This is a genomic window from Streptomyces sp. NPDC088915 (assembly GCF_044749825.1).
In the GTDB taxonomy this organism is placed as follows: domain Bacteria; phylum Actinomycetota; class Actinomycetes; order Streptomycetales; family Streptomycetaceae; genus Streptomyces.
This window is the reverse complement of sequence record NZ_JBIVIR010000003.1, coordinates 354,512-379,692: the sequence shown is the minus strand read 5'-3', so window position 1 is coordinate 379,692 and position 25,181 is coordinate 354,512. Positions and strand designations below refer to the sequence as shown.

Below are 25,181 nucleotides of genomic sequence, written 5' to 3'. Positions count from 1 at the left end.
CGGGTGCTCAGTTGCGGAGGTCGACGAGGAGGGGGGGTGTGTGCTCGCCGCGCACGTGGGCGAGGGAGAGGACGGCATGGCCGGGCGGGACGGCATGGGCGAGGTCGGACGCGGACCAGCGCTGCCGCTCCACCTCCCGCACGGTGACGGCCTCCGCGGTGGTCGCCCGGCCGGTGACCAGGCGCCGCATGAAGTGCAGGGCCTTGGTCAGCGGCTCGTCCGCGATGATCTGCCGGTTGGTGACGTCCCGGGTCTGCACCCACTCGGTGCCCCAGGCCTCGGCGAACCGTCCGCCGTCCCAGGGCGCGATGCCCGCGAAGGCCATCCGGCAGCCGACCGAGCCGAGCAGCGGCTCGCGCAGCGGCTCGGACACGTCCTCCAGACTGCGCAGCGCGAGGAGGACGCCCGCGTTGACGGAGCGGAGCCGCTGCAGGGTTCGTACGGAGTCGCCGGTGACGGTGTGGGCGGCGTCGTCGAGGACCAGGCAGGCGAAGAGGGAGCGGTCCCGGCGGGCGAGGGCGGCCTCCGTGAACTGGGCGAGCAGCAGCCTGGAGACGATCCGCGAGGCCTCGGCGTGGCCGCGCTCGGGCAGGTCGACCCGGACCCGGAGGGGGTGCTCGATCGCCCGGAACGAGAACTTCGGCCGGTCTCCGCCTTCGCCCCGGCCGGGCCCGCTCTCCGTACGGAAGAAGTCGGCGAAGGCGGGCCGGTCGAGGAAGGTGATGCGCTCGGCGAGCAGGACGCCGACGTCGTCGCCGCGCTCGGCCTGCCGCTGCCGTGCGTCGAGCTCGCGCAACTGGGCGGGGTCCCCGGCGACGGAGGCCCGGAGGGCGGCGAGCGCCTCGGGTGCCCCGCCGAGCAGTTCGCGCAGTTCGGGCACTCCGGGGAAGCGGCCGTACGCGGCCAGGAACGGTCCGATCAGCTGGGCGAGCGCCGTGGCGGCCCGGCGGCTGTCGGCGACCAGGTCCCCCACGAGGCCCTCGGCGAGGATGCGGGCGGCCTCGTCGGGGTCGTCGGCCCCGCCGTAGAGGTCGAGGTCGTGGGTGGACTCGCGCTGCCCGACGGAGACGACGACGTCGAAGGCGCCGTCCGGGCCGAGGACGGCGCCCTGAGTGGTGACGGCGACGACGGCGACGCGGTTGGCGAGCGCCTGGAGGCAGAGCGCCTCGACGACGGGCCGCACCAGCCGTACGGTCTTCCCGGATCCGGCGGGGCCGACGGCGAGCAGCGAGGTCCCGAGCACGCCCGGCTCCAGGGCGACGCCGGTGGTGCGCCGGGCGTAGGGGTTGCGCGGGTGGTCGGCGGCGGTGCCGATGAGGACCTGCCCGGTGGCGAGGTCGTGGGTGGCGGTGCGGACGGGCAGGTCGCGCAGGCCGGAGGGGTGGCCGCACGCGGCGGCGCCACGGGCGCGCACGGCGTCCGTGAAGGCGGCGAGACGGTCGGGCCGGGCCCGTACGCCCTCCCACGCACGGTGGATCCGGGCGTAGTCGACGTCCCCGAGCGCGCCCTGGCGGGTGGCTTCGGCGAGCCGGCCCGCGGCCTCGGTCAGCCCGGCGTCACGCAGTTCGGGCCACTCCGCGGGGTCGGTGCCCGGTGGGGCCTGCGGTGGCGGGGTGAGTGCCTGTGGGTCACCGGTTCCGAAGCGCCGTCGCACGGGGGGCCAGGTGCCGGCCCGGCCGACGGCCGCGACGAGGGCGGCGGCCAGCAGCACGTAGTAGAGGTTGGAGACCCAGGTGAGCCAGGTGAGCGTGCGGGGCATCTCGCGCCAGACGCCCGGCAGGAGCACGAACAGGGGCCACACGGGGACTCCGTAGCGCTGCCAGATCTCCCTCCAGTTGCCGACGCGGCCGAAGGCGACGGCGAACAGGGTGAGGACGACGGCGTACCAGAGGTAGAGCGCACCGATGTACACCTCGAAGTCGGGGCTTTCGGGGTTCCGCCAGTCGGAGGGCACGAGCCACAGCATCGGCAGCAGCCACCACTCGTCGACGAAGATCCACCCCCCCTCCAGGTAGCCGTTCCACAGCAGCGACCAGAGGAGCCAGCCGGAGAGGTACGCGATGAACGCGCCAGTGATCAACTGGCGGCCGGCCACGAGTTCCGGTTCCCGCTCGGGCCGCTCGCGGTGCCCGAGCCGCCAGATGCCGGGGGCGGCCGCGGGACGGGGGATGCGGAGCCACTCGGCGACTCCGAGCCGGGCGGGCGCGCGGGTGGGCGGCGGCGGAACCGGGGGCGGGGCGGCGGGCCGCGGGCCCGCCCCGGGCCGCGGTGCCGCCCCGGGCCGCGGTGCCGTCCCGGGCTGCCCGGGGTACGGCGCGGGAGGCGGTCCCTGGTTCGGGGGGAACGGCGGTACGGGCGGCCCCGCCGGGCGCGGCACCGCGCCCCCCGTGGTGTCGCGTGACTCGTACGTGCCGTCGGTCTCCATGAACCCCTGCCCCCTGACCAGCCAGGTCGCCGCGTCTGTGCCCTCGTCAATCTAGTGGGCCCGCGGCGCCCCGGAGGGATTTCGACCACCCGTGCGGCCGATCCCGCGCGGACGCGTCCCGGCGCCCGGGGCGGCCCCGCCCGAGAGAAGCCCCGCCCGCGGAACGGACCGCCTCCCACGGCGAGGCGCGGCCCGTCCTGTCCATCCCGGACAACGACACACCCGCCACCACTCCCGATCGGCGCATGCCTCTCCCCCTCCGCCCCGCCTAGCCTGCGGAGGAAACCCACAAGTGCGTCCAGATCACCCCCAGGAGCCCCGCATGAACGCTGTCCCGCAGGAGCGGCGCGTCGTCACCGCCATCCCCGGTCCGAAGTCGCAGGAGCTTCAGGCCCGACGCCTCGACGCGGTCGCCGGTGGCGTGGGCTCCACGCTGCCCGTCTTCACCAAGCGGGCCGGCGGCGGCATCATCGAGGACGTCGACGGGAACCGTCTGATCGACTTCGGCTCCGGCATCGCCGTGACCTCGGTCGGCGCCTCCGCCGAGGCCGTCGTGCGCCGCGCCTCCGCGCAGCTCCAGGACTTCACCCACACCTGTTTCATGGTGACGCCGTACGAGGGTTACGTGGAGGTCTGTGAGGCGCTCGCCGAGCTGACCCCGGGCGACCACGCCAAGAAGTCGGCGCTGTTCAACTCGGGCGCCGAGGCCGTCGAGAACGCGGTCAAGATCGCCCGTTCGTACACCAAGCGCCAGGCCGTCGTCGTCTTCGACCACGGCTACCACGGCCGTACGAACCTGACGATGGCGCTCACCTCGAAGAACATGCCGTACAAGCAGGGCTTCGGTCCGTTCGCGCCCGAGGTGTACCGCGTGCCGGTGGCCTACGGCTACCGCTGGCCCACCGGTGCCGAGAACTGCGGCCCCGAGGCCGCCGCCCAGGCGATCGACCAGATCAGCAAGCAGATCGGCGCCGACAACGTCGCCGCGATCATCATCGAGCCGGTCCTCGGCGAGGGCGGCTTCATCGAGCCGGCCAAGGGCTTCCTGCCGGCGATCGTGAAGTTCGCCAACGACAACGGCATCGTCTTCGTCGCGGACGAGATCCAGTCCGGCTTCTGCCGCACCGGCCAGTGGTTCGCCTGTGAGGACGAGGGCATCGTCCCGGACCTCATCACCACCGCCAAGGGCATCGCGGGCGGCCTGCCGCTCGCCGCCGTCACCGGCCGCGCCGAGATCATGGACTCCGTCCACGGCGGCGGCCTGGGCGGCACCTACGGCGGCAACCCGGTGGCCTGCGCCGGTGCGCTCGGCTCCATCGAGACGATGAAGGAGCTCGACCTCAACGGCAAGGCCAAGCGCATCGAGGAGGTCATGAAGGACCGCCTCACCGCCATGCAGGAGAAGTTCCCGGCCATCGGCGACATCCGCGGCCGCGGCGCCATGATCGCCATCGAGCTGGTGAAGGACCCGGCGACCAAGGAGCCGTACGCGGAGGCCGCCGGCGCCCTGGCGAAGGCCTGTCACGCGGAGGGCCTCCTGGTCCTGACCTGCGGCACCTACGGCAACGTGCTCCGTTTCCTGCCGCCGCTGGTCATCGGCGAGGACCTGCTGAACGAGGGCCTCGACATCATCGAGAACGCGTTCGCCCAGATCTGACGCACGGGTCCGTGAGGGCCGTGGTGTGAAGACTCTGTGGGGGGCCGATGGCGGGACGCGTTTCCCGCTGTCGGCCCCCCTTCCTCTGGCGTACGGTTCCCACGGATGAGAGAAACACCCCGGGCGGAGCCTCCCCAGCCCCGTCCACACCGTGCCTCCGCGCACGCCGCCGGCGCCTCGTGCCCCGGCACTCCTCACCGATCGGATGGCCGCACGCCCCATACCCCCCGGGGCGCGCGGCAGCCCGATCCCCTCGGCCGCCCTGGAACCACCCCCCCTGTTCCAGGGCGGCCGGCTCTCTTCTCGGCGCTCGTCGCCCTCGCCGTCGTGACCTGGCAGGTGCTCGTCCACGGCCCCCTGGCCAGGCTCGACGAGCGGGTGTCCCGGGCCCTGGTGGACACGGTCCCCCGGCCCCTGAGCGAACTCGCCTCCGACCTCGGCAACATGACGGTCGCCCTGCCCGTGCTCGGCTGCGCCGTGGCGTACGCGGTGGGGCGCGGGCGGTGGCGGGCCGCCCTGTGCGCGGGCCTCGCCATGGCCGCCGTACCCCTGCTCGTGATTCCGCTGAAGGAGTGGACCGCCCGGCCCGGGCCCCTGGAGCCGTGGGCGCACGGCTACTACCCGTCGGGCCACACGGCCACCGCGATGGTGGCCTACTTCGGCGCGGCCCTCCTCGTCTCGAACCGGCTGGTCCCCGTCGCCGCCGTGCTGACGGCGGTGACGGGGACCGGGCTGGTGCTGCGGGGCTACCACTGGCCGCTGGACGTGGTGGCCAGCCTCTGTCTGGGGCTGTGGATCCTGGCCGTCAGCTCCACTTGTACGCGTCGAAGTTCTGCGAGAACTGCCACTGGTTGAAGCGGTCCCAGTTGATGGACCAGGTCATCAGGCCGCGCAGGGCGGGCCAGGTGCCGTGGGTCTGGTAGGAGCCGCAGTTGACCTTCTTCGTCAGGCAGTCCAGGGCCTTGCCGACCTCGGACGGGCTGGTGTGGCCGTTGCCCGCCTGGGTGGAGGCCGGGAGGCCGATGGCGACCTGCTCGGGGCGGAGCGCCGGGAAGACGCGGTCCGTGTTGCCGGCGACCGGGAAGCCGGTGAGGAGCATGTCGGTCATGGCGATGTGGAAGTCCGCGCCGCCCATGGAGTGGTACTGGTTGTCCAGGCCCATGATGGAGCCCGAGTTGTAGTCCTGGACGTGCAGCAGGGTGAGGTCGTCGCGCAGGGCGTGGATGACCGGCAGGTAGGCGCCGGCGCGCGGGTCCTGGCCGCCCCAGGGGCCGGAGCCGTAGTACTGGTAGCCGAGCTGGACGAAGAAGGTCTCCGGGGCCATGGTCAGGACGAACTTCGCGCCGTACTTGGCCTTGAGGGTCTTGACCGCCTGGATCAGGTTGACGATGACCGGGCTGGTCGGGCTGCGGAAGTCGGTGTCGCCGGTCTGGAGCGAGAGGGAGTGGCCCTCGAAGTCGATGTCCAGGCCGTCGAGCCCGTACTCGTCGATGATCTTCGAGACGGAGGTGACGAAGGCGTCGCGGGCGGCCGTGGTCGAGAGCTGGACCTGGCCGTTCTGGCCGCCGATGGAGATGAGGACCTTCTTGCCGGCGGCCTGCTTGGCCTTGATCGCCGCCTTGAAGTCGGCCTCGGACTCCACTCCCGGGCATTCGGTGGCCGGGCAGAGCTTGAAGCGGATGTCGCCCGAGGTCACCGAGGTCGGCTCGCCGAAGGCCAGGTTGATGACGTCCCAGGAGTCGGGGACGTCGGCCATGCGGGTGTAGCCGGAGCCGTTGGCGAAGCTGGCGTGGAGGTAGCCGACGAGGGCGTGCGCGGGCAGGCCGTTGTTGCCGCCGTTCCCCCCGCCGCTGGTGGTGGTCGCGGTGACGGCGGCGGACTTCGGGGACTCGCCCGCCGCGTTCACGGCGCTGACCTGGAAGGTGTACGCGGTGGAGGCGGTGAGGCCGGTCGCGGTGGCCGAGGTGCCGGTCACCGTCTGGATCCTCGTGGCGCCCCGGTAGACGTGGTACGAGGTGGCGCCGGAGACCGCGCTCCAGGTCAGCGGCACGGTGGTGGAGGTCGGGGAGCCGGCCACGAGCCCGGTGGGGGCGGTGGGGAGCTGGACCGGGTCGCCGCCGGGGCCGTACAGGGAGAGGTCGTCGGCCTGGTAGGCGGGGGTGCCGTACCAGCCGTGGGTGTAGATCGTGACCGAGGTGGTGGAGGGGCCCGTGGTGAAGCTCGTGCCGAGCTTCTGCCAGTCGGGGGCCGAGCCCGTCCAGGTGGAGACGTCGGTGGTGCCGGTGCCGGTGGCGCCCAGGTAGACGTAGCTGCCGCGCACCCAGCCGCTCAGCGCGTACGTGGAGTTGGGCTTCACGGTGACGGTCTGGGAGCAGCGGGCGTTGTCGCTGCCGGCCGGGGTGGCCTGGAGCGCCTTCGTCCCGCCGTGCACGGGCGAGGAGACGGCGGCGCCGCTGCCCGCCGTACAGGTCCAGCCGTCGAGTCCGGCCTCGAAGCCGCCGTTGCGGGCGAGTTCGGCGTCGGCGGCCTGGGCGCCGGGGGTGAGCGCGAGGAGTCCACCGGCGGCGAGGGCGCCCGCCAGTATCAGGGTGAGGGGTCTGGAGCGGGCCACAACTGCCTCCGGGGGAAGGGAGATCGAAGGGGGATCGAGGGGGTGGGGAATCGAAGGGAGCGCGGCACAGCATGGTCCAGACCAATCGAGTGGTCAAGACCTCTGTACGGACGACGCCTCCGTTAGCCCTCGTTCGCTCCCCCTCCTCCCCCGGCCAGTCGGCCCGCCGCCTCGTGCATCGCCAGCTCCAGGAGCGGGGCGTCGGTGAGGGTTCCGGTGCCGTCCGGCACCACCAGCCAGCGCACCGCGCCGGTCGCCCGGCCCGGGTACGGGACGACGATCCAGGTCCCGGCGCCCGCGCTGCGGATCCCGGTGCCGAGCCAGCGGGCGGCGGTGCCCGGCGGGACGAAGAAGCCCATCCGGGCGTCGCCGAAGTCGGCCAGGACCGGACCCGGACGGCCCACCAGGCGGGTCAGCACGTCGAGCGCGGGATAGCCCAGCTCGGCCGGCAGGATCAGCACGTCCCACCGCACGCCGGCGGGCAGGAGCGCGACCCCGTGCGGGTTGCGCTCCCACTCCCACCGGCAGGCGTCGGGATCGGGCGCGGCCGAGACCAGCCACTCCACCGCACTCCTGGCGCCCGCGGCCCCCGTACCAGTCATCGCGACGTCCTCCTTCCGTGTGGACACGGTGTCCATACGGAGAGAGCGGGGAGGGCGGCTCCTCTTACGCGGCTTCGCCTGCTCGCCGGTTGTGACGTGCGTCACTCGGCCGACGGCGACCGATCAGCTGTCGAAGCCCAGGCCCAGGCGGTCCATGGTCTTCAGCCACAGGTTGCGCCGGCCGCCGTTCTCGTCGGCGCGGGCGAGCGACCACTTGGTGAGCCCGATGCCGGCCCAGGCGACCGGCTCGGGCGGGAACGGCAGCGGCTTGGAGCGGACCATCTCCAGGTCGGTGCGCTCGGTGCGCTCCCCCGCGAGCAGGTCGAGCATCACGTCGGCGCCGAAGCGGGTGGCGCCGACGCCGAGGCCGGTGAACCCGGCCGCGTACGCCACCTTCCCCTTGTGGGCCGTGCCGAAGAAGGCCGAGAAGCGGGAGCAGGTGTCGATCGCGCCGCCCCAGGCGTGGCTGAAGCGGAGCCCCTCCAGCTGCGGGAAGCAGTGGAAGAAGTGCTCGGCCAGCTTGAGGTACGTCTCGGGGCGGTGGTCCCTCTCGGCGCTGACCTTGCCGCCGAAGGGGTAGATCGCGTCGTAGCCGCCCCACAGGATCCGGTGGTCGGCGGTGATCCGGAAGTAGTGGAACTGGTTGGCGGAGTCGCCGAGACCCTGCCGGTTCTTCCAGCCGATCGAGGCGAGCTGCTCCGGGCTGAGCGGCTCGGTCGTCAGGGCGTAGTCGTAGACCGGGACCGTGTAGGCCCGGACGCGCTTGACGAGGGACGGGAAGACGTTGGTCCCGAGCGCGACCCGGCGGGCGAGGACCCTGCCGTACGGGGTGCGCACGCCCATGCCGGCGCCGACGGAGACCAGGTCGAGGCCGGGGGTGTTCTCGAAGATCCGGACGCCCAGGCCGAGGCAGGCCCGCTTGAGGCCCCAGGCCAGCTTGGCGGGGTTCAGCATGGCGACGCCGCGGCGGTCCCAGAGGCCGCCGAGGAAGGTCGGCGAGTCGACCTCGGCGCGCACCGCGTCCCGGTCGAGGAGGTCGACGCCGTCCGCGAGGCCGAGCCGGTCGAGCTCCGCGTGCACCTCGTGCAGCTCCTCGACCTGGTACGGCTCGGTGGCCACGTCGATCTCGCCGGTGCGCTCGAAGTCGCAGTCCAGGGAGTAGCGGGCGACGGCCTCCTCGATGGCGTCGAGGTTCCGCTCGCCCAGCTCCTCCAGCTTCGGCAGCTCGCCCGGCCAGCGGGCGAGCCCGTTGCCGAAGCCGTGGGTGAGGGAGGCCGCGCAGAAGCCGCCGTTGCGGCCCGAGGCGGCCCAGCCCACCTCGCGCCCCTCGATCAGGACGACGTCCCGGGAGGGGTCGCGCTCCTTGGCCAGGAGCGCGGTCCACAGGCCGCTGTATCCGCCGCCGACCACGAGGAGGTCGCACTTCTCGGTGCCGGTGAGGGCGGGCAGGGCTCCGGGCTTGCCGGGGTCTTCCAGCCAGAAGGGGACGGGCTGGGCGTCGGAGAGAGATTGGGCGGCGAGACGCATGGCGACTGGGGCCATGGTTTCCAACTCCTTCGGTGCCTGGGCGGCCTTCGCTCAGGCTGTTGCTGTTTTCTTGCGCCGGTTCGTAATGATTTGCCCGGCCACGACCACCAGTACCGCGAGGACGAACATCGCGGTGCCGATGACGTTGATCTGAACGGGTGTGCCACGCTGCGCCGAGCCCCAGACGAACATGGGGAAGGTGACCGTGGACGGTCCCGCGTTGAAGTTGGTGATGATGAAGTCGTCGAACGAGAGCGCGAAGGCGAGCAGCGCGCCGGCGGCGATGCCGGGGGCGGCGATCGGCAGGGTGACGCGCAGGAAGGTCTGCGCGGGCCCCGCGTAGAGGTCGCGCGCTGCCTCCTCCAGGCGCGGGTCCATGGACATGACCCGGGCCTTGACCGCCGTCACGACGAACGACAGGCAGAAGGTGATGTGGGCGATCAGGACCGTCCAGAAGCCCAGCTCGATCCCCATGTTGAGGAAGAGGGTGAGCAGCGAGGCGGCCATGACGACCTCGGGCATCGCCATCGGCAGGAAGATCAGCGAGTTGATCCCGCCGCGCGCCCGGAAGCGGTAGCGGACGAGCGCGAAGGCGATCGCCGTGCCGAGGGCGACGGCGCCGAGGGTGGCCCAGGCGGCGAGCTGGAGCGAGAGCGACAGCGACTGGCACATGTCGGCGACGCCGCAGGGGTCCTTCCAGGCGTCCAGGGAGAACTGCTGCCAGGAGTAGTTGAAGCGCCCGTTCGGCTTGTTGAACGAGAACGCCATCACGACGAGGTTCGGCAGGATCATGTACGCGAGCGTCAGCAGGCCCGCGACGACGACGAGGTTCTTGCGGATCCAGCGCATCAGACGAGGTCCTCCGTTCCGGCGCGGCGGATGTAGACGGTGACCATGACCAGGACGATCGCCATGAGGATGAAGGAGAGCGCGGCGGCCGTCGGGTAGTCGAGGACCCGCAGGAACTGCGACTGGATGACGTTGCCGACCATCTTGGTGTCGGTCGAGCCGAGCAGTTCGGAGTTGACGTAGTCGCCGCTCGCCGGGATGAAGGTGAGCAGGGTGCCGGAGACGACGCCGGGCATCGACAGCGGGAAGGTCACCTTGCGGAAGGTGGTCGCCGGGGAGGCGTACAGGTCCTGCGCGGCCTCGTGGAGCCGTCCGTCGATCCGCTCCAGGGAGCTGTAGAGGGGCAGGATCATGAAGGGCAGGAAGTTGTACGTGAGGCCGCAGACGACCGCCATCGGGGTGGCGAGCACGCGGTCGCCCTCGGTCCAGCCGAGCCAGCTCGTCACGTCGAGGACGTGCAGCGCGTTCAGCGCGTCGACCACGATGCTGTCGTCCGCCAGGATCGTCTTCCACGCCAGGGTCCGGATGAGGAAGCTGGTGAAGAAGGGGGCGATGACGAGGACGAGGAGCAGGTTGCGCCAGCGGCCGGCCCGGAAGGCGATCAGGTACGCGAGCGGGTAGCCGAGGAGCAGGCAGAGGACGGTCGCGGTCCCGGCGTAGAGCAGGGAGCGGACGAACTGCGGCCAGTACTCCTGGAGGGCCTCCCAGTAGGTCTGGAAGTGCCAGGTGACCTGGAAGCCGGCTTCGAGGGAGCCGGTCTGGACCGAGGTGGAGGCCTGGTAGACCAGCGGCAGCGCGAAGAAGACGAGCAGCCAGACGATGCCGGGGAGCAGCAGCCAGTAGGGGACGAGCCGCTTGCGGGTGGCGGGCTTGCGCAGAACCGGTTCCTCGACCGACTCCGGCGCCTCCTTCGCGAGGGTGGGGGCGCTCATCCGGCGTCCTCCACGCTCTCCACACCGGCGTCGATGGCCTGGTCCGCGTCGAGCCCGAAGGTGTGCGCCGGGTTCCAGTGCAGGACCACCTCGGCGCCCGGGACCAGCCGGGTGTCGCGCTCGACGTTCTGCTCGTACACCTGGAGTTCCGCGCCCGCCGGGCTGTTCACCACGTACTGGGTGGAGACGCCGATGAAGGAGGAGTCGGTGATCCGGCCGGTGACGCGGTTGCGGCCGTCGGCTATCGCGCCGGCGTCGTCCGCGTGCGTGAGGGAGATCTTCTCGGGGCGGACGCCCACGAGCAGCTTGCCGCCCGCCCGGACGGCGGGGGTACAGCGGCCGCCGGGGATCCTGAGCTTGCCGCCGCCCGCCGTGACGAGCACGTCGGAGCCGGTGGAGCCGGTCTCCAGGACCTCGGCCTCGATGAGGTTGGAGGTGCCGAGGAAGTTGGCGACGAAGGTGGTCCGCGGGTTCTCGTACAGGTCGGCGGGGGCGCCGAGCTGCTCGACCCGGCCGCCGTTCATCACCGCGACCTGGTCGGCCATGGTCATGGCCTCCTCCTGGTCGTGGGTGACGTGCACGAAGGTGATGCCGACCTCGGTCTGGATCCGCTTGAGCTCCAGCTGCATCTGGCGGCGCAGCTTGAGGTCGAGGGCGCCGAGCGGCTCGTCGAGGAGGAGGACCTGCGGGTGGTTGATGAGGGCGCGGGCCACGGCGACGCGCTGCTGCTGGCCGCCGGAGAGCTGGTGCGGCTTGTGCCGGGCCTTGTCGCCGAGCTGGACAAGCTCCAGCATGTCGTCGACCTGCTTCTTGACCGACTTGATGCCGCGGCGGCGCAGGCCGAAGGCGATGTTCTCGGAGATGTCCATGTGCGGGAAGAGCGCGTAGGACTGGAAGACGGTGTTGACCGGCCGCTTGTAGGGCGGGAGGTCGGTGACGTCGGTGTCGCCGAGGAAGACGGTGCCGGTGCTGGGGTCCTCCAGGCCGGCGATCATGCGCAGGGTGGTGGTCTTGCCGCAGCCGGAGGCGCCGAGGAGGGCGAAGAAGGAGCCCTGCGGGACGGTCAGGTCGAGCGGGTGGACGGCGGTGAAGGAGCCGTACGTCTTGCTGATCCCGGTGAGACGGACGTCGCCGCCGCCGCCCGTGTTCTTTCCAGTGTGAGCAGTGTTGTCAGTCATGGGTCGTGGTCCCGGGGGAGTGAGAGGGGGTGGACGAGGCCGGACTCAGGCGCCGATGAGCTTGGCGAACTTCTCCTCGTACGCCGTCTCCTCCGCGCCGGTGAGCGAGCGGAAGGCGTGCGACTTCTTCGCCATGGCCTTGTCCGGGAGGATCAGCGTGTTGTCCGCGAGTTCGGGGTCGATCTTCGCGAGCTCGTCCTTCACCCCGTCGACGGGGCAGACGTAGTTGATGTACGCGGCGAGCTGGGCGGCGACGGGGAGCTCGTAGTAGTGGTCGATGAGCTTCTCGGCGTTGGTCTTGTGCCGGGACTGCGCGGGGACGAGCAGGTTGTCGGTGGAGGTGATGTAGCCGGCCGCCGGTATGGAGTAGCGGATGTCGGGGTTGTCCGCCTGGAGCTGGATGATGTCGCCGGCCCAGGCGAGACAGGCGGCTATGTCGCCCTTGTCGAGGTCGGACGTGTAGTCGTTGCCGGTGAAGCGGCGTATCTGCTTCTTGTCGACGCCCTTCTGGAGGCGTCCGATCGCCGCGTCGAAGTCGGCGTCCGTGAAGCTGCCCGGGTCCTTGCCGAGGTCGAGCAGGGCCATGCCGACGGTGTCGCGCATCTCGGTGAGGAAGCCGACCCGGCCCTTGAGCGAGGGGTCGTCCAGGAGCTGGGTGACCGAGTCGACCTTCTTCCCGCCGGTCGCCTTCACGTTGTACGCGATGACGGTGGAGATGCCGGTCCAGGGGTACGAGTGGGCGCGGCCCGGGTCCCAGTCGGGGTTGCGGAACTGGGCGGAGAGGTTGCTGTACGCGTGGGGGAGGTTCGCGGGGTCGAGCTTCTGCACCCAGCCGAGCCGGATCATCCGGGCGGCGAGCCAGTCGGTGACGCATATGAGGTCGCGGCCGGTGTCCTGGCCGGCGGCGAGCTGCGGCTTGATCTTGCCGAAGAACTCGACGTTGTCGTTGATGTCCTCGGTGTACTTGACCTTGATCCCGGTGCGCTTCTCGAACGCCTCCAGGGAGGGGCGGGACTTCTCGTCCTCGCTGACGTCCATGTACTCGGTCCAGTTGGAGAAGGCGACGGTCTTCTCCTTGGCCGAGTCGTCCGTGGAGGCGGGGCCCTGGCCCTCCCGCTTGGCGGGAGGGATGCCGCAGGCGGTCAGGGACGCGAGGCCGCCGACGGTGAGCGCGCCCACGCCGCCCGCGCGCAGCATCGAACGGCGGCTGAGGGCGCCCCGGCCGCTCGTCAGACTGCGGCGTATCGCCGCGAGCTGCGCCGCGGACAGGCTGTCGGGCTCGTACTGCTCCATGCGCTGTGCCCTTTCGGGATGGTTGCGTCGCCGGTCGGGCAACGGGCCACGCGGCGGTAGCCGCATTTCGGATGCTTATCGGTCCCCGAAGATCGTGCGGTGCCAGTCCTTCGCGGCGACCGCGGTGTTGTCGTACATCACGTGCTTGACCTGCGTGTACTCCTCGAAGGAGTACACCGACATGTCCTTTCCGTAGCCCGAGGCCCGGGTTCCCCCGTGGGGCATCTCGCTGATGATCGGGATGTGGTCGTTGACCCAGACGCAGCCGGCCTTGATCTCCCGCGTGGCGCGGCCCGTCCGGTAGACGTCGCGGCTCCAGGCGGAGGCGGCGAGGCCGTAGGGGGTGTCGTTGGCGAGCTCGATGCCCTCGTCGTCGGTGTCGAAGGGCAGGGCCACCAGGACCGGACCGAAGATCTCCGACTGCACGACCTCGCTGTCCTGCGCGGCGCCGGTGATCAGGGTCGGACGGTAGTACGCACCGTCCTCCAGGTCCCCGCCGGGGGCTTCGCCGCCGGTGACGACGGTGGCGTAGGCGCGGGCGCGGTCGACGAAGCCGGCGACCCGGTCGCGCTGGGCGTGGCTGATCAGCGGGCCGAGGTCGGTGTCAGGGGCGAAGGGGTCGCCGAGCCGGACGGACTCCATGAGCGCGGCGACGCGGGCGGTGAAGGCGTCGAAGAGGGGACGCTGGACGTACGCGCGCGTGGCGGCGGTGCAGTCCTGGCCGCTGTTGATGAGGGAGGCGGCGACGGCGCCCCGGGCGGCGGCCTCCAGGTCGGCGTCGTCGAAGACGACGAAGGGGGCCTTGCCGCCGAGTTCGAGGTGGAGGCGCTTGACGGTGGCGGTGGCGATCTCGGCGACCCGCTTGCCGACCGGGGTGGAGCCGGTGAAGGAGGTCATGACGACGTCGGGGTGGCCGACGAGGTGCTCGCCGACGGTCCGGCCGGCCCCGTTGACGATGTTGATCACGCCGTCGGGGATGCCGGCGTCGGTGGCGGCCTGCGCGAACATCAGGGAGGTGAGGGGGGTGAGCTCGGCGGGCTTCAGGACGATCGTGTTGCCGGCGGCGACCGCCGGGAGGATCTTCCAGGCGGCCATCTGGAGGGGGTAGTTCCAGGGGGCGATGGAGCCGACGACGCCGAGGGGCTCGCGCCGTACGTAGGAGGTGTGGTCGCCGGAGTACTCGGCGGCGGCCTGGCCCTGGAGGTGGCGGGCGGCCCCGGCGAAGAAGGCGGTGTTGTCGACCGTGCCGGGCACGTCGAACTCGGTGGTGAGCTTCAGCGGCTTGCCGCACTGGAGGGACTCCGCGCGGGCGAAGTCCTCGGCGCGCTCGGCGAGGACGCCGGCGAAGCGGTGCAGCGCGTCGGAGCGCTCCCCGGGGGTGGCGCCCGCCCAGCCCGGGAAGGCCGCCTTGGCGGCGGCCACGGCCTCGTCCACGTCGGCGGTGGAGGCCAGCGCGTACGTGTACACGGTCTTCCCGGTCGCCGGGTCGATCACGTGGTGGTCCTGGCCGGACGTTCCGGGGCGGAGCCTGCCGCCGATGTACTGTGCGCCGTCCGCGAAGCGGTCCGTCACCTGGAAGCGGTTGCCCATGACGCTCTCCGTTGTCCCAGCTCGAATTGAGTGCCGATCCTGACAGAGGGACGACTACCCAACAAGTGATTCCGTTGTTGCCTTTTGGTTACGCGACGGATTCGGTCGACCATGTGTCGAGGTCGCCGGAAAATCTCCGTACGGAGTGTCCGTGGCGGATGCCAGACTCGCATGCATGAGCGCGATCGAGGAGCTGACACAGCAGGTCAGCAGGGGTGACAGGGTGAAGTGGCTGCACTTCTGGGGTCACCGTCCGCACCCGGACGGACACCTGTCGGCGAGCTGTCTCAGCCAGTGGTGGCCGTCCCCCTTCACGGTCGACGGGGTGGCGTACGCGAGCGCCGAGCACTGGATGATGGCCGCCAAGGCGCGGCTCTTCGGGGACGCGGACGCCGAGCGGGCCGCGCTGGCCGCCCGCACCCCGGCGGAGGCCAAGAACGCGGGCCGGCTCGTGCGGGACTTCGACGGCGCGGTGTGGGAGCGGGAGCGGTTCGGGATCGTCGTCGAGGGCGGCGTCCACAAGTTCTCGTCGGACGGCGCCCTGCGCGCGTATCTGCTCGGCACCGGCGACCGCGTCCTGGTGGAGGCCAGTCCGGTGGACCGGATCTGGGGCATCGGGCTCGCCGCGACCGACCCCGGCGCCCACGACCCGGCCCGCTGGCGCGGCCTCAACCTCCTGGGCTTCGCCCTCATGGAGGCGCGGGAGCGGCTGCGGAGCGCCTGACCCCGTGAGGAAGCGGAGAAGGGCCCCGCACCGGGTGTCCGGTGCGGGGCCCTTCCGGGTGCGTACGCCGTCTCAGCGGGTGATCTCCAGGACCAGGGACGAGGCGAACGGGTCCTCGTCGGAGGTGCCGGAGTCCTCGAAGGTCGAGGGGTCCTGGGCGACCGCCCAGATGACGAAGCCCAGGAAGACCGCGCTGACCAGGGTGCCGATGGCACCGAGCACGATGCCGGCGATCGCCATGCCCCGGTTGGTCGCCTCGCCCCGGCCCGCCTTCTTCACCCCGATGATCCCGAAGATCACGCCCAGGACGCCGAGGACCACGCCCAGGCCGTACAGGCAGAAGCCCGCGACCGAGACGATGCCGAGCACCATCGCGGCCGTGCCCATGCCGTTGGAGGGGGCCTGCGGCCAGGCCTGCTGGCCGCCGTACCCCGGATATCCGGGATAGCCGTACCCGGAGGTCGCCATGGGCGTCGGAGCGGCCGGGTAGCCGTAGCCCCCGGTGGTGTCCGCCGGATAGCCGTACCCGCCGGGCGTCGCCGCCGGGCCGCCGGGCGCGACCGGCGGCGGCGGGACGTCACCGCCGGGGCCGGGCGCCGCCGGCATGGACGTCACGGTCTGCTGGTCGTGCACCGGCGGGGGCGACGGCGCCGCCGGCTTGCTCAGTTCCACCCCGTCGCGGTTCGGCGGAGCCCACGGGTCCGCCGGGTCGTAGCCGCCCGGCTGCTGGTCTCGGTTGTCAGACATGGGCCTCCCCCATCGTGGTCACGTCATGCTAAGGCCTCACTCCTGCGGGGGAACCGTCCGGCCTACGATGACCCGATGACCGATCTGCACCCCTTCATCGCGGGCCTCCCCAAGGCCGAGCTGCACGTCCACCACGTGGGCTCCGCCTCGCCCCGGATCGTCGCCGAGCTCGCGGCCCGCCACCCGGACTCCAAGGTCCCCACGGACCCGGAGGCCCTGGTCGACTACTTCACGTTCACCGACTTCGCGCACTTCATCGACGTCTACCTGTCGGTCGTCGACCTGGTCCGCACCCCCGAGGACGTCCGGCTGCTGACCTTCGAGGTCGCCCGGGACATGGCCCGGCAGAACATCCGCTACGCCGAGCTGACCATCACCCCCTACTCCTCCACCCGCCGGGGCATCGACGAGAACGCGTTCATGGACGCGATCGAGGACGCCCGCAAGGCGGCCGAGGCCGAGTTCGGCACGGTCCTGCGCTGGTGCTTCGACATCCCCGGCGAGGCCGGGCTCGAAGCCGCCGAGGAGACCGCGCGGCTCGCCACGACCGAGGGGCTGCGCCCGGAGGGCCTGGTCTCCTTCGGCCTCGGCGGCCCGGAGATCGGGGTGCCGCGCCCGCAGTTCAAGCCGTACTTCGACCGGGCCCGGGCGGCCGGCCTGCGCTCCGCGCCGCACGCGGGCGAGACGACCGGCCCGGAGACCGTCTGGGACGCGATCCGCGAGCTGGGCGCCGAGCGCATCGGCCACGGCACCAGCTCCGTCCGGGACCCGGAGCTCCTGGCGTACCTGGCCGAGCACCGGATCGCCCTGGAGGTCTGCCCGACCTCCAACATCGCCACCCGGGCCGTCGCCACCCTGGACGAGCACCCGATCCGGAAGATGGTGGACGCGGGGGTCCTCGTCACCGTCAACAGCGACGACCCGCCGATGTTCGGCACCGACCTGAACAACGAGTACGCGGTCGCCGCCCGGCTCCTGGAGCTCGACGAGCGCGGCCTCGCCGCCCTCGCCAAGAACGCGGTGGAGGCCTCCTTCCTGGACGCGGCCGGAAAGGCCCGGATCGCCGCCGAGATCGACGCGTACACCGAGGCGTGGCTGACGCGCTGACGACACGGAAGGTCATCGGGGCCGACGCGCCGACGACACCGGCGGGCGTCCCCGGCGACAATGGCCCCATGCGATCCGTCACTGTCGTAGGTCACCGCGGCGACCCGTACCGCTTCCGCGAGAACACGCTCCGTTCGATCTCCTCGGCGATCGAACGGGGCGCGGACGCGGTCGAGGTCGACGTCCGGCTGACGAGGGACGGGGTGCCCGTCCTCCTGCACGACGACACCCTCAAGCGCCTCTGGGGCCCGGACCGGGCGCTCTCCGCGCTCTCGTACGAGCAGGTGCGGGAGGTGACGGCGGACGGGGTGCCGACCCTGCGGGAGGCGCTGCTCGCCGCCGGGGACCACCGGCTGATGCTGGACCTGCCGGGCGGGAACGAGCACTCGGTCCGGAAGATCGTCGGCACGGTCCGCGAGTGCGGGGCCGGGGAGCGGGTCTACTACTGCGCCGGGACCGTCGCCATGCTCCAGGTGCGGGCCGCCGACCCGGCCGCCGAGATCGCCCTGACCTGGACCTCGCTCGCGCCGCCCCGGCCGGTGCTCCTCGACGCCGTGCGCCCGCGCTGGCTCAACTACCGCTTCGGCCTGGTGAGTCGGGAGCTGGGCGAGCGGGTGCACCGGGACGGGCTGCTCCTGTCGGCCTGGACGGCGGACACGAAGCGCACCATGCGTAAGCTGATCATGAACGGGGTGGACGCGATCACCACGAACCGCGTCGACGCCCTCGCCGCCGTCCTGCGAGAGGACTCCTGAGGTGAACGACAGCGCGCACGACAGCGCGAACGAGAACGTGACCGAGACCGCGAGCGTGAGCGAGACCGCGAGCGTGACCGACCGGATCCGCACCGACGTCGCCCACAACGCCCGCGTGTGGAACTACTGGCTGGGCGGCAAGGACAACTACCCGGTGGACCGCGCGGTCGGCGCGCAGGTCACCGGCTTCTACCCGAGCATCGGCGAGGTGGCCCGCGCCGACCGGGCGTTCCTCGGCCGGGCCGTGACCCACTTGGCCGCCGGGGAGGGCGTCCGGCAGTTCCTGGACATCGGCACCGGCCTGCCGACCGCCGACAACACCCACGAGGTGGCGCAGCGGGTCGCGCCCGGGGCCCGGATCGTCTATGTCGACAACGACCCGATCGTCCTCACCCACGCCCGCGCGCTCCTGACGAGCGCCCCGGAGGGCGTCACCGAGTACGTCGACGCCGACGCGCACGACCCGGAGCGGATCCTGGCGGCGGCCTCGGCCACCCTCGACCTCTCCCGTCCGGTCGCGGTGATGATGCTCGGCATCCTCAACTTCGTGATGGACACCGACGAGGCCCGCTCCATCGTGCGGACCCTGATGGCCGCCGTCCCCTCCGGCAGCTTCCTGGTCCTCACCCACCCCACCCTGGAGCCGGAGCTCGGCGGCGAGGGCAACGAGGCGGCGATGGCCTTCTGGAACGAGCACGCGACCCCGCCGATCACCGCCCGCACCCGCGCCGAGTTCGCCTCCTTCCTGGACGGCCTCGACCTGCTCCCGCCGGGCATCGTCTCCTGCTCCCGCTGGCGCTCCGAGGAGGGCGACGTGGTGGCGCAGTTCGGCGCGGTGGGCCGCAAGCCGTAAACGACTACGCGGGTACGGCCTCCGGGGCCGGGGCCGTCGCCGTGGCGGCCTCCAGGCGCTTGATCAGCCGGCGGACGAGGAGCAGCGGCAGGATGCCGAAGACGCCGAAGGACATGTCGACGAGCGACCACCAGAAGGGGATGTCGCGGATCGGACCGCAGATCAGGGCGAGCGGGATGATGCCGGCACAGGCGATCATGCCGAACTCGACGACCCAGACGTTGCGGACGGGGTCGCGCCAGACGCCGTAGAAGGCGACGGCGATGACGAGGTGGGCGAAGGCGAGCCAGTCGTTGCCGTAGAGGAGGTAGGGGGCGTCCCGGTCGGCGCCCTCCAGGCCTCCCCGGACCCGGTGGATCCACTCGGCGAGCCCGGGGAGGGCGTCGCCCACGGGGGCGGCCCAGCCGGTCAACGCGGAGTCGAGGAGCCGGAGTTCGGTGACGAGCGGGAAGGCGGTGAGCCCGCTCAGGACCAGACAGACGACGAAGAGGACCAGCCAACGACGGATGCGCTCAACAAGGGCTCTCGGCCCGTTCGTGTCGCTCATGGGGACAGCGTACGCCCGCTCTGAACGTGTTCAAAAGCTGGGGGCCGCTTTTTGGAACATGTTCAAAAGGCGCGGGCCAGTCGTCGTCCCACGCCGTGCGCGACCACGGTCGCCCCCGCCGCCACCGCGAGCCCCGCCACCATGTCCCGGGCCCTGGTGGGCCGCAGCACCCCGGCGCGCCGCAGCCGGCCGCGCACCCACAGGGAGAAGGGGACGACGACGAGCGGCGAGGTGACCGAGCCGGGCGTCCGGCCGCGCACGGTCGCCGCCTGCTCGAGGTGGACGAGGCCGTGGAGCCCGAAGCCGTCGACCGCGCCCTGATAGAAGGCGGACCGTCCGCCGGAGCGCCCGCCGGCCACGGCGGCGGCGCCGACGATCACCGCCATCACCCCCACGGCCGCCGCGAATTCGCGCTCGTCGACCTCCTCGACGGCCCGCCAGACGCCCTCCGGCACCCCGGGGAAGCGCTCGCGCAGGGCTGGCAGGTTCTCCCGGAGCCAGCGCGGCCCGTACGCGAGCTCCTCGGCGTCGTGAACGGCCCAGGCGAGGAACAGGCCGTACGTGGCAAGGGGGTTGAGGCGTGAGTCCGTCATACCGTGACCAACCCACAGCCTCACGATCGAGTTCCGTCTCTTCACGGGAACACGGGCCCTTGATGGATCACCCGGGCCGCGAGGGGAGCGGAACACGGGCAGCGATCACAGCAGCCGTCGTCCGTTCGGCCCCGCATCGCAACGGCACCTGCGATCCGTCCCTCCTCGGCGACCTTTGCCTCAGGAACTCGACGACCGGGCTACGACTCTCCCGGGTTTTCCCACCGCGTCCCACTCTCCCCGTCCGAGTCCGGCATCACGGCACACCGTTCACCCAGCACCTTGTCCGCCAGCATGAGGGAGAATCCCTCGCCCGTGACCTCGGAAAGGGTATCGGCGCCGCCAGGGTAGGACCGGTAAGTCAATTCTCCGGGCATCAGCGGATCCACGAAAGCGGTGAAGTCGTCCTCCAACAGGTCGGACCTGAGCCGCAAGTCCGGCTCAGTGACCACGCACACCAGCGAGCGCGGCCTCATGAGCCGGACCAGTTCGGCCGCGTTCTCCCGAGTCACGCGATACCAGGTGCACCCGTAGGCCCCGTAGGCCCAGCGTTCACAGAGCAAGGTGAAGCGTTCGGAGACTTCTGCCACTGCCGCCCAGAACTGCTTGTCCGCGACAGCGACGACTGGGTTCGAGATCTCCACGGGCTCAGGAGCCGCGTCGCGCCACCGGAGGACCGTGTGCCGGCCATGGAGTTCTGCCAGATCGGCCGCCACGGCCTTCGTGGTGTAGAGGTGTACGGCCCCGTCCCACCCCGACTCGATCTGAATTCGCTCCGGAAAAGAAAGCCGACAGTACGGCCCACGTCCCGCCGCCATTCCTTCGACGAGATCAATCGCCTGCCGAGTCCGGACCTTCGCCCCATTACGAAGATCGAGGTGAGCTTCGGAGAGAGGCTCGCCCACCAACAGGTCGTCGACCGTCAGGGAGTCGGCGCCACTCTTTTCGATCGCCTCTCCGATGACCTGCCGCAGCTCTGCCGCATAGGAAACCCAGGCATCCGCGTCGGCCAGATCCTCTCGCACACACTCACTGCGAGGACTGATGATCAACTCTCTGTTCACTTCTTCAGCCACTTGAGACCCAGCACCTCTCCGTTCGACCCGATGTCCAGCCCATAGGTCCCGTCTCGATCCGAGCTGCTGGTCGACTGGAACGCGTTCCGGTCATTCGACCCCTTGAACACGGCTGCCTTGTTGTGACCAGTCCGGTCGAAGGTGATGAACTTGGGTTGACCGGCTCCGGCCTTCTTGTTCTCCCAGATCGGAGTCTTCCCCGCAGACAACCTCTTGGACTTCGTGTATCCGAGGTATTTCGCAATATCGTCGGACTGGGCACGCGTAAGCGAGTTGATATTGCAGTTGCTGTTGTGCACGAGGACCGGCGTGGCCCCTGCCAGCACATAGTACGTGTGAAGGTCCGAAACGGACAGGTTGTAGACCTTGGCGCCGAGAGCCGTCCAGCGCTTGAGGTCCTTGATCCGGACGGAGGATCCATTGACCGTCTGGAGCCGCTCGTCGGAGCGAAGGCCGGCGGCCTCGATCCATTCGCCCTTCTCGGGGGACCAGAAGGGGTGGCCGTCCGTCGCGGTCACCGATGCGGTGCCCCCGTCGGTTTCGACCGTGACCCTGACGAGCCGCTTCAGCCCCTCTCCCTTGATCTCCGCGGTGACGGTCTCGGCACGGGTGGTCCCGGTGTTCGGGTCTCCGGCCAGTACCTCGTCGCCCACCTTCACTTCCTCGATGGGCTTCGTGGAACCGTCGGCCATGAGCACCTCGGTGCCCGGCAGGAAGCTGTTGCAGGGGGTCATCTGCTGGAGCTTCTTGGTGTACGACTTGGAGACCGCGGCACCGGTCAGACGGCCGCCGTCCTCGAAGAGGCCGGCCTGTGCCGCCTTCTCGAGCTCCACCAGTTTGAGCGCGTCATCCATTCCCCCCGAGCAGTCGAGGGCGTCGGGACCGGCACAGATGTTGGCCGCGGTGGAGAGCTTGTCGTTGGACGACACCTCGTGCCGCCTGCGCATGATCTTGTCGAGCTCGCCCTGGTAGGCGCGCATGAAGTTCCAGTACGTCTCGCCGGAGAGGTGCTTGGCGGCAAGGCTCGTGACCAGGTCGCCCGCGGCCTGGCTCTCCGTGTTCCAGGCGTAACCGGGGTCTCCGGCCGCGTCCAGCTCCGTGGCGGTCGCCGGGTGGTACTTGTCGTACTCGCTGGTCTTCTTCTCGTCCCAGGTCCCGTCCGGGCCGAGGGAGCAGCTGACGCCGTGTTCGGCGCATTCGATCGGCGCGAGGCCGGTCGGGTCGCTCTGGGAGACGGGACTGTTGTTGGCGTAGGCGTACCCGTTCATCTGGAGCGGGTCGGCGAAGTCGATGAGCGGGTCGGCGGAGAGGAAACGTCCGGTGCTCTGGTCGTACTCACGAGCGCCGATGTGGGTGAGTCCACTGATGGTGTCGTCGATGCCGACGCCGAGGTAGCCGCGCTTGTCGGGCCAGGCGGACGGCTTGGGGCCGCGGAGTTCGCCGTAGGGCTTGAAGGAGCGGCGGGTGACCGGCTGGCTGCCTCCGAGCTCGACACTGGTGTGGGCCGTGCCGAGGTGGTCGGTGAGAAGGGCGCTCAGTTTGGCGCCCGCGGAGGTGACCATGCGGACGACGGTGGGTGCGCCGGCCTGGCCGTAGGAGCGGGAGGCCTGGGTGATCAGACCGACCTTGTCCGTGGTGAGTCCGGTTTCACCGAGGTAGAGCGTGCTGCCCGTGGGCGAGTTCTCCAGGATCCGGTCGCCTTCGGCACGAAGGTCCCCTACCGCTTCGTCTTCGACAGCGCCGCCCCCGAGGCACCACGCGTCCGTTCCGTCGACTTCCCGGACGCCGACGGCAACGAGAACACCTTCGGCAACGACGCCGAGGACGCCGAGGACGCCGAGGACGCCGAGAACTGGTCGAAGAAGAAGTTCGGCGCCCCCGGCACCTTCTACTTCCGTGCCCTGGACAGCGACGTCAAGCGGTACGAGTACGGGTACGACACCGGCAGCTTCCCCTACTCCGTGAACCGCACCGCGGGCACCTCCACCACCGTGGAAGCGGTGGTCCCCGACGTGAAGCCCCACCCGGCGGGCCCCAACGTCCTCTACGTCAGGACCGTCGACGGGGCGGACCACGTCTCCGAACCCAGGAAGTACTTTTCTACGTCACCCCGCGCGACCAGGCCGACACCGCCGGCGACTTCACCGGCGCCCTGATCACCCACAACGGAGACTTCTACGGCGGCGACGGCCTCCAGGACCTCGTCGCCCGCGTCGCCGGGAAGCTGTGGGTCTACCCGGGCGACGGCTACGGGGCCGTCAACATCACCAAGCGCCGCGAGATCCTGCTGCCGGCCAACGCTCCCGCTCCCGCCGCGCTCAGCCAGATCGTGGCCACCGGGGACGTCACGGGGGACGGGCTCCCCGACCTCTTCGCCACCACGGGCGACCAGCTCTGGGTCTTCATCGGCTACACCGGCGGTGCCTTCACCGAGGCCCGCATGCTGAGCAGCGCGCCCTGGGCCACCCGTGACATCGTCGGCGTCGCCGACATCGGCGGCGACCAGGTGCCCGACCTCCTCTTCCGGGGCGAGGAGGCCGGACGCGGCCTGCTGCTGCGGCACGGCAAGCCCGGTGCGGACGGTGGCGTCGACCTGAACTCGCTCGCGATAGCGGTGAACTCCAAGACCGGCAAGGACGAGGTCTACGGGACCGGCGGCTGGGCGGCGGCATCCATGCCCAAGATCATGGGCACCCCCGACGCCAACGGCGACGGCGTTCCCGACCTCTGGGCGGTCGCGGCGGACGGGTACCTCTACTTCTACCCCGGCACCCGCACCGTGCACGGCACCCGTTTCATCGCCAGCGGCGTCGGCTGGATGAGCAGCCTCGCCATCGGCTGAGCGAAGCCGGGAAGCAGGGAGGGGCCCGCCGTACGACGGCGGGCCCCTCCCGTGCATCGGGGCCGGCTCACAGCCCCACGATCGAGTTCCACCTCTTGGCGAAGGTGAGGCGCTCCTCGGCGGTGATGTCGCGGGCGATGGCGAGCCGGCTGCGCATGGCGGAGTCGGGGAAGATCAGCGGGTCCTCGGCGAGCGCGGCCAGTTCCTCGTCGCCGGAGTCCGCGAGGACCTGCTGCGCGGCCGGCACGGGGCAGACGTAGTTGACCCAGGCGGCGAGCTCGGCGGCGACCTCGGGCTCGTAGTAGTGGTCGACCAGCTTCTCGGCGTTGGCCTTGTGCCGGGCGAGGTCGGGGACCATGAGGGACTCGGCCCAGAGCTCGGCGCCCTCCTCGGGGACGACGAACTCGATGTCCGGGTTGTCGGCCCGGAGCTGGATGACGTCGCCGGAGTACGCCTGGCAGGCCAGGACGTCGCCGGTGGAGAGGTCCTTGATGTAGTCGTTGCCGGTGAAGCGGCGGATGTGCTTCGCGCGGACGAGCCGCTCGGTCCGCTCGCACACGGCGTGGAAGTCGTCGGCGGTCCAGCGGGTCACGTCGACGCCGTCGCCCAGCATGAGCAGGGCGAAGGACTCGTCGAGCCCGGACAGCAGGGTGACCTTCCCGCGCAGGTCGTCGGCCCACAGCTCCTCGACGGAGCGCAGCTCGCGGCCCAGCTTCCTGCGGTTGTACGCGATGCCGGTGATGCCGGACTGCCAGGGCACGGTGTGCAGCCGGCCGGGGTCGAAGGCGGGCGAGCGCAGCTGCGGGTCGAGGTGCGCCGTGACGTTCGGCTGGGCGGCGCGGTCCATCTCCTGGACCCAGCCGAGGCGGACGAAGCGGGCGGCCATCCAGTCGCTGAGGACGATCAGGTCGCGCCCGGTCTCCTGATGGTTCATCAGGGAGGGGCTGATCTTGCCGAAGAACTCGTCGTTGTCGTTGATCTCCTCGGTGTAGCGGACGGATATCCCGGTCCGCTTCCGGAAGGAGTCCAGGGTGGGGCGCCTCGACTCGTCGTCCTCGTCGGTGTCGATGTAGAGCGGCCAGTTGGCGAAGTCGAGGATCCGGTCGCGGGCCGAGAGGTCCCGGGCGGCGGCCCGGTCGCCCTCCTCGACGAAGGCGGCGGGGACCCCGCACCCGGCGAGCAGGGCGGCCGCCCCGGCACCGCCGATGCCGCGCAGCAGGGACCGGCGGGACGTGTTCTTCCTGGCTGTCGCTCTCATCCGGGCAGCATTCCG

The 25,181-nt window shown here is 71.0% G+C and carries 23 protein-coding genes; 8 read left to right on the top strand and 15 right to left on the bottom strand.

The features are described from left to right. Nucleotides 1-7: 7 nt before the first annotated feature. Complete coding sequence (locus ACIP5O_RS08360) at nt 8-2,425, bottom strand: ATP/GTP-binding protein (protein ID WP_401290030.1); 2,418 nt, start codon at nt 2,423-2,425, stop codon at nt 8-10. Between the two features lie 322 nt (nt 2,426-2,747). On the opposite strand from ACIP5O_RS08360, the gene gabT reads away from it, so the two are divergent. Continuing rightward, nucleotides 2,748-4,082 carry a 4-aminobutyrate--2-oxoglutarate transaminase gene (gabT, locus tag ACIP5O_RS08355; protein ID WP_401290028.1) on the top strand — a complete coding sequence of 445 codons (1,335 nt, stop codon included), beginning with the start codon at nt 2,748-2,750 and terminating at the stop codon, nt 4,080-4,082. 105 nt (nt 4,083-4,187) lie between these two features. After that, entirely contained in the window at nt 4,188-4,937 is a 750-nt protein-coding gene (locus ACIP5O_RS08350; protein WP_401290026.1) for a phosphatase PAP2 family protein, read from the top strand. Here the strand turns inward: ACIP5O_RS08350 and ACIP5O_RS08345 are convergent. The 8 genes from ACIP5O_RS08345 to ACIP5O_RS08310 form a co-directional block, all read right to left on the bottom strand. Next, entirely contained in the window at nt 4,888-6,693 is a 1,806-nt protein-coding gene (locus tag ACIP5O_RS08345; RefSeq protein WP_401290024.1) for a chitinase, read from the bottom strand. The two genes, ACIP5O_RS08350 and ACIP5O_RS08345, sit on opposite strands and share 50 nt — an antisense overlap. Nucleotides 6,694-6,815: 122 nt before the next feature. Beyond that, nucleotides 6,816-7,295 (bottom strand): hypothetical protein, encoded by a 480-nt coding sequence (locus ACIP5O_RS08340; RefSeq protein ID WP_401290022.1) that lies wholly within the window; start codon nt 7,293-7,295, stop codon nt 6,816-6,818. 123 nt (nt 7,296-7,418) lie between these two features. Next, nucleotides 7,419-8,837, bottom strand: coding sequence for an NAD(P)/FAD-dependent oxidoreductase (locus ACIP5O_RS08335; protein ID WP_401290020.1), 1,419 nt, complete (start codon nt 8,835-8,837; stop codon nt 7,419-7,421). Nucleotides 8,838-8,873: 36 nt separating this feature from the next. After that, nucleotides 8,874-9,671: an ABC transporter permease gene (locus ACIP5O_RS08330; RefSeq protein WP_356546967.1), complete on the bottom strand. Its 798-nt coding sequence runs from the start codon at nt 9,669-9,671 to the stop codon at nt 8,874-8,876. Beyond that, a complete protein-coding gene (locus tag ACIP5O_RS08325) occupies nt 9,671-10,603 on the bottom strand; it encodes an ABC transporter permease (RefSeq protein WP_401290016.1) in 933 nt (310 codons plus the stop codon). The genes ACIP5O_RS08330 and ACIP5O_RS08325 overlap by 1 nt, the downstream gene beginning before the upstream one ends. Further along, on the bottom strand, nt 10,600-11,781 hold the full coding sequence (locus tag ACIP5O_RS08320) for an ABC transporter ATP-binding protein (protein WP_401290013.1): 1,182 nt from the start codon (nt 11,779-11,781) through the stop codon (nt 10,600-10,602). Before ACIP5O_RS08320 ends, ACIP5O_RS08325 begins: the two co-directional genes overlap by 4 nt. Before the next feature lie 45 nt (nt 11,782-11,826). After that, nucleotides 11,827-13,074: a spermidine/putrescine ABC transporter substrate-binding protein gene (locus tag ACIP5O_RS08315; RefSeq protein ID WP_401290010.1), complete on the bottom strand. Its 1,248-nt coding sequence runs from the start codon at nt 13,072-13,074 to the stop codon at nt 11,827-11,829. 75 nt (nt 13,075-13,149) lie between these two features. Beyond that, nucleotides 13,150-14,664 (bottom strand): gamma-aminobutyraldehyde dehydrogenase, encoded by a 1,515-nt coding sequence (locus ACIP5O_RS08310; RefSeq protein WP_401290008.1) that lies wholly within the window; start codon nt 14,662-14,664, stop codon nt 13,150-13,152. Between the two features lie 175 nt (nt 14,665-14,839). On the opposite strand from ACIP5O_RS08310, the gene ACIP5O_RS08305 reads away from it, so the two are divergent. Then, nucleotides 14,840-15,388, top strand: coding sequence for an NADAR family protein (locus ACIP5O_RS08305; RefSeq protein ID WP_401290005.1), 549 nt, complete (start codon nt 14,840-14,842; stop codon nt 15,386-15,388). 72 nt (nt 15,389-15,460) lie between these two features. Here ACIP5O_RS08305 and ACIP5O_RS08300 read toward each other — a convergent pair whose 3' ends face one another. Beyond that, nucleotides 15,461-16,135, bottom strand: coding sequence for a DUF4190 domain-containing protein (locus ACIP5O_RS08300; RefSeq protein WP_401290002.1), 675 nt, complete (start codon nt 16,133-16,135; stop codon nt 15,461-15,463). 75 nt (nt 16,136-16,210) lie between these two features. Here ACIP5O_RS08300 and ACIP5O_RS08295 point away from each other — a divergent pair, with 75 nt between their 5' ends. The 3 genes from ACIP5O_RS08295 (at nt 16,211) to ACIP5O_RS08285 (ending at nt 18,850) form a co-directional block, all read left to right on the top strand. Beyond that, nucleotides 16,211-17,242: an adenosine deaminase gene (locus ACIP5O_RS08295; RefSeq protein WP_401289999.1), complete on the top strand. Its 1,032-nt coding sequence runs from the start codon at nt 16,211-16,213 to the stop codon at nt 17,240-17,242. A gap of 68 nt (nt 17,243-17,310) precedes the next feature. Then, on the top strand, nt 17,311-17,997 hold the full coding sequence (locus ACIP5O_RS08290) for a glycerophosphodiester phosphodiesterase (RefSeq protein ID WP_401289997.1): 687 nt from the start codon (nt 17,311-17,313) through the stop codon (nt 17,995-17,997). 73 nt (nt 17,998-18,070) lie between these two features. Further along, nucleotides 18,071-18,850 (top strand): SAM-dependent methyltransferase, encoded by a 780-nt coding sequence (locus ACIP5O_RS08285; protein ID WP_401290198.1) that lies wholly within the window; start codon nt 18,071-18,073, stop codon nt 18,848-18,850. A gap of 4 nt (nt 18,851-18,854) precedes the next feature. On the opposite strand, the gene ACIP5O_RS08280 is transcribed toward ACIP5O_RS08285, so the two are convergent. The 4 genes from ACIP5O_RS08280 to ACIP5O_RS08265 all read right to left on the bottom strand — a co-directional run bounded on the left by ACIP5O_RS08280 (nt 18,855) and on the right by ACIP5O_RS08265 (nt 22,628). Then, nucleotides 18,855-19,397, bottom strand: coding sequence for a hypothetical protein (locus tag ACIP5O_RS08280; protein WP_401289996.1), 543 nt, complete (start codon nt 19,395-19,397; stop codon nt 18,855-18,857). Nucleotides 19,398-19,459: 62 nt separating this feature from the next. Beyond that, nucleotides 19,460-19,990: an HXXEE domain-containing protein gene (locus ACIP5O_RS08275; protein WP_401289994.1), complete on the bottom strand. Its 531-nt coding sequence runs from the start codon at nt 19,988-19,990 to the stop codon at nt 19,460-19,462. A gap of 200 nt (nt 19,991-20,190) precedes the next feature. Beyond that, on the bottom strand, nt 20,191-21,066 hold the full coding sequence (locus ACIP5O_RS08270; RefSeq protein WP_401289992.1) for a hypothetical protein: 876 nt from the start codon (nt 21,064-21,066) through the stop codon (nt 20,191-20,193). Continuing rightward, the gene (locus ACIP5O_RS08265) at nt 21,051-22,628 is read right to left on the bottom strand and encodes a polymorphic toxin-type HINT domain-containing protein (protein WP_401289989.1); all 1,578 of its coding nucleotides are present in this window, start codon (nt 22,626-22,628) and stop codon (nt 21,051-21,053) included. Before ACIP5O_RS08265 ends, ACIP5O_RS08270 begins: the two co-directional genes overlap by 16 nt. On the opposite strand from ACIP5O_RS08265, the gene ACIP5O_RS08260 reads away from it, so the two are divergent. Next, nucleotides 22,581-23,222, top strand: coding sequence for a hypothetical protein (locus ACIP5O_RS08260; RefSeq protein ID WP_401289986.1), 642 nt, complete (start codon nt 22,581-22,583; stop codon nt 23,220-23,222). The genes ACIP5O_RS08265 and ACIP5O_RS08260 overlap by 48 nt on opposite strands. Before the next feature lie 173 nt (nt 23,223-23,395). Further along, the gene (locus tag ACIP5O_RS08255; RefSeq protein ID WP_401289983.1) at nt 23,396-23,908 is read left to right on the top strand and encodes an FG-GAP repeat domain-containing protein; all 513 of its coding nucleotides are present in this window, start codon (nt 23,396-23,398) and stop codon (nt 23,906-23,908) included. A 67-nt stretch (nt 23,909-23,975) separates the two neighbouring features. On the opposite strand, the gene ACIP5O_RS08250 is transcribed toward ACIP5O_RS08255, so the two are convergent. Beyond that, nucleotides 23,976-25,166 (bottom strand): spermidine/putrescine ABC transporter substrate-binding protein, encoded by a 1,191-nt coding sequence (locus tag ACIP5O_RS08250; RefSeq protein WP_401289980.1) that lies wholly within the window; start codon nt 25,164-25,166, stop codon nt 23,976-23,978. Between the last annotated feature and the right edge of the window lie 15 nt (nt 25,167-25,181).

Excerpts from the sequence above, each read along its gene's own strand:
- ACIP5O_RS08280 (WP_401289996.1), bottom strand. The coding sequence starts at position 19,397 with ATGAGCGACACGAACGGGCCGAGAGCCCTTGTTGAGCGCATCCGTCGT.
- gabT (WP_401290028.1), top strand. The coding sequence starts at position 2,748 with ATGAACGCTGTCCCGCAGGAGCGGCGCGTCGTCACCGCCATCCCCGGT.
- ACIP5O_RS08315 (WP_401290010.1), bottom strand. The coding sequence starts at position 13,074 with ATGGAGCAGTACGAGCCCGACAGCCTGTCCGCGGCGCAGCTCGCGGCG.
- ACIP5O_RS08295 (WP_401289999.1), top strand. The coding sequence starts at position 16,211 with ATGACCGATCTGCACCCCTTCATCGCGGGCCTCCCCAAGGCCGAGCTG.
- ACIP5O_RS08360 (WP_401290030.1), bottom strand. The coding sequence starts at position 2,425 with ATGGAGACCGACGGCACGTACGAGTCACGCGACACCACGGGGGGCGCG.
- ACIP5O_RS08265 (WP_401289989.1), bottom strand. The coding sequence starts at position 22,628 with ATGGTCACCTCCGCGGGCGCCAAACTGAGCGCCCTTCTCACCGACCAC.
- ACIP5O_RS08325 (WP_401290016.1), bottom strand. The coding sequence starts at position 10,603 with ATGAGCGCCCCCACCCTCGCGAAGGAGGCGCCGGAGTCGGTCGAGGAA.
- ACIP5O_RS08340 (WP_401290022.1), bottom strand. The coding sequence starts at position 7,295 with ATGACTGGTACGGGGGCCGCGGGCGCCAGGAGTGCGGTGGAGTGGCTG.
- ACIP5O_RS08305 (WP_401290005.1), top strand. The coding sequence starts at position 14,840 with ATGAGCGCGATCGAGGAGCTGACACAGCAGGTCAGCAGGGGTGACAGG.
- ACIP5O_RS08330 (WP_356546967.1), bottom strand. The coding sequence starts at position 9,671 with ATGCGCTGGATCCGCAAGAACCTCGTCGTCGTCGCGGGCCTGCTGACG.
- ACIP5O_RS08275 (WP_401289994.1), bottom strand. The coding sequence starts at position 19,990 with ATGACGGACTCACGCCTCAACCCCCTTGCCACGTACGGCCTGTTCCTC.
- ACIP5O_RS08335 (WP_401290020.1), bottom strand. The coding sequence starts at position 8,837 with ATGGCCCCAGTCGCCATGCGTCTCGCCGCCCAATCTCTCTCCGACGCC.
- ACIP5O_RS08300 (WP_401290002.1), bottom strand. The coding sequence starts at position 16,135 with ATGTCTGACAACCGAGACCAGCAGCCGGGCGGCTACGACCCGGCGGAC.
- ACIP5O_RS08290 (WP_401289997.1), top strand. The coding sequence starts at position 17,311 with ATGCGATCCGTCACTGTCGTAGGTCACCGCGGCGACCCGTACCGCTTC.
- ACIP5O_RS08320 (WP_401290013.1), bottom strand. The coding sequence starts at position 11,781 with ATGACTGACAACACTGCTCACACTGGAAAGAACACGGGCGGCGGCGGC.
- ACIP5O_RS08350 (WP_401290026.1), top strand. The coding sequence starts at position 4,188 with ATGAGAGAAACACCCCGGGCGGAGCCTCCCCAGCCCCGTCCACACCGT.
- ACIP5O_RS08310 (WP_401290008.1), bottom strand. The coding sequence starts at position 14,664 with ATGGGCAACCGCTTCCAGGTGACGGACCGCTTCGCGGACGGCGCACAG.
- ACIP5O_RS08250 (WP_401289980.1), bottom strand. The coding sequence starts at position 25,166 with ATGAGAGCGACAGCCAGGAAGAACACGTCCCGCCGGTCCCTGCTGCGC.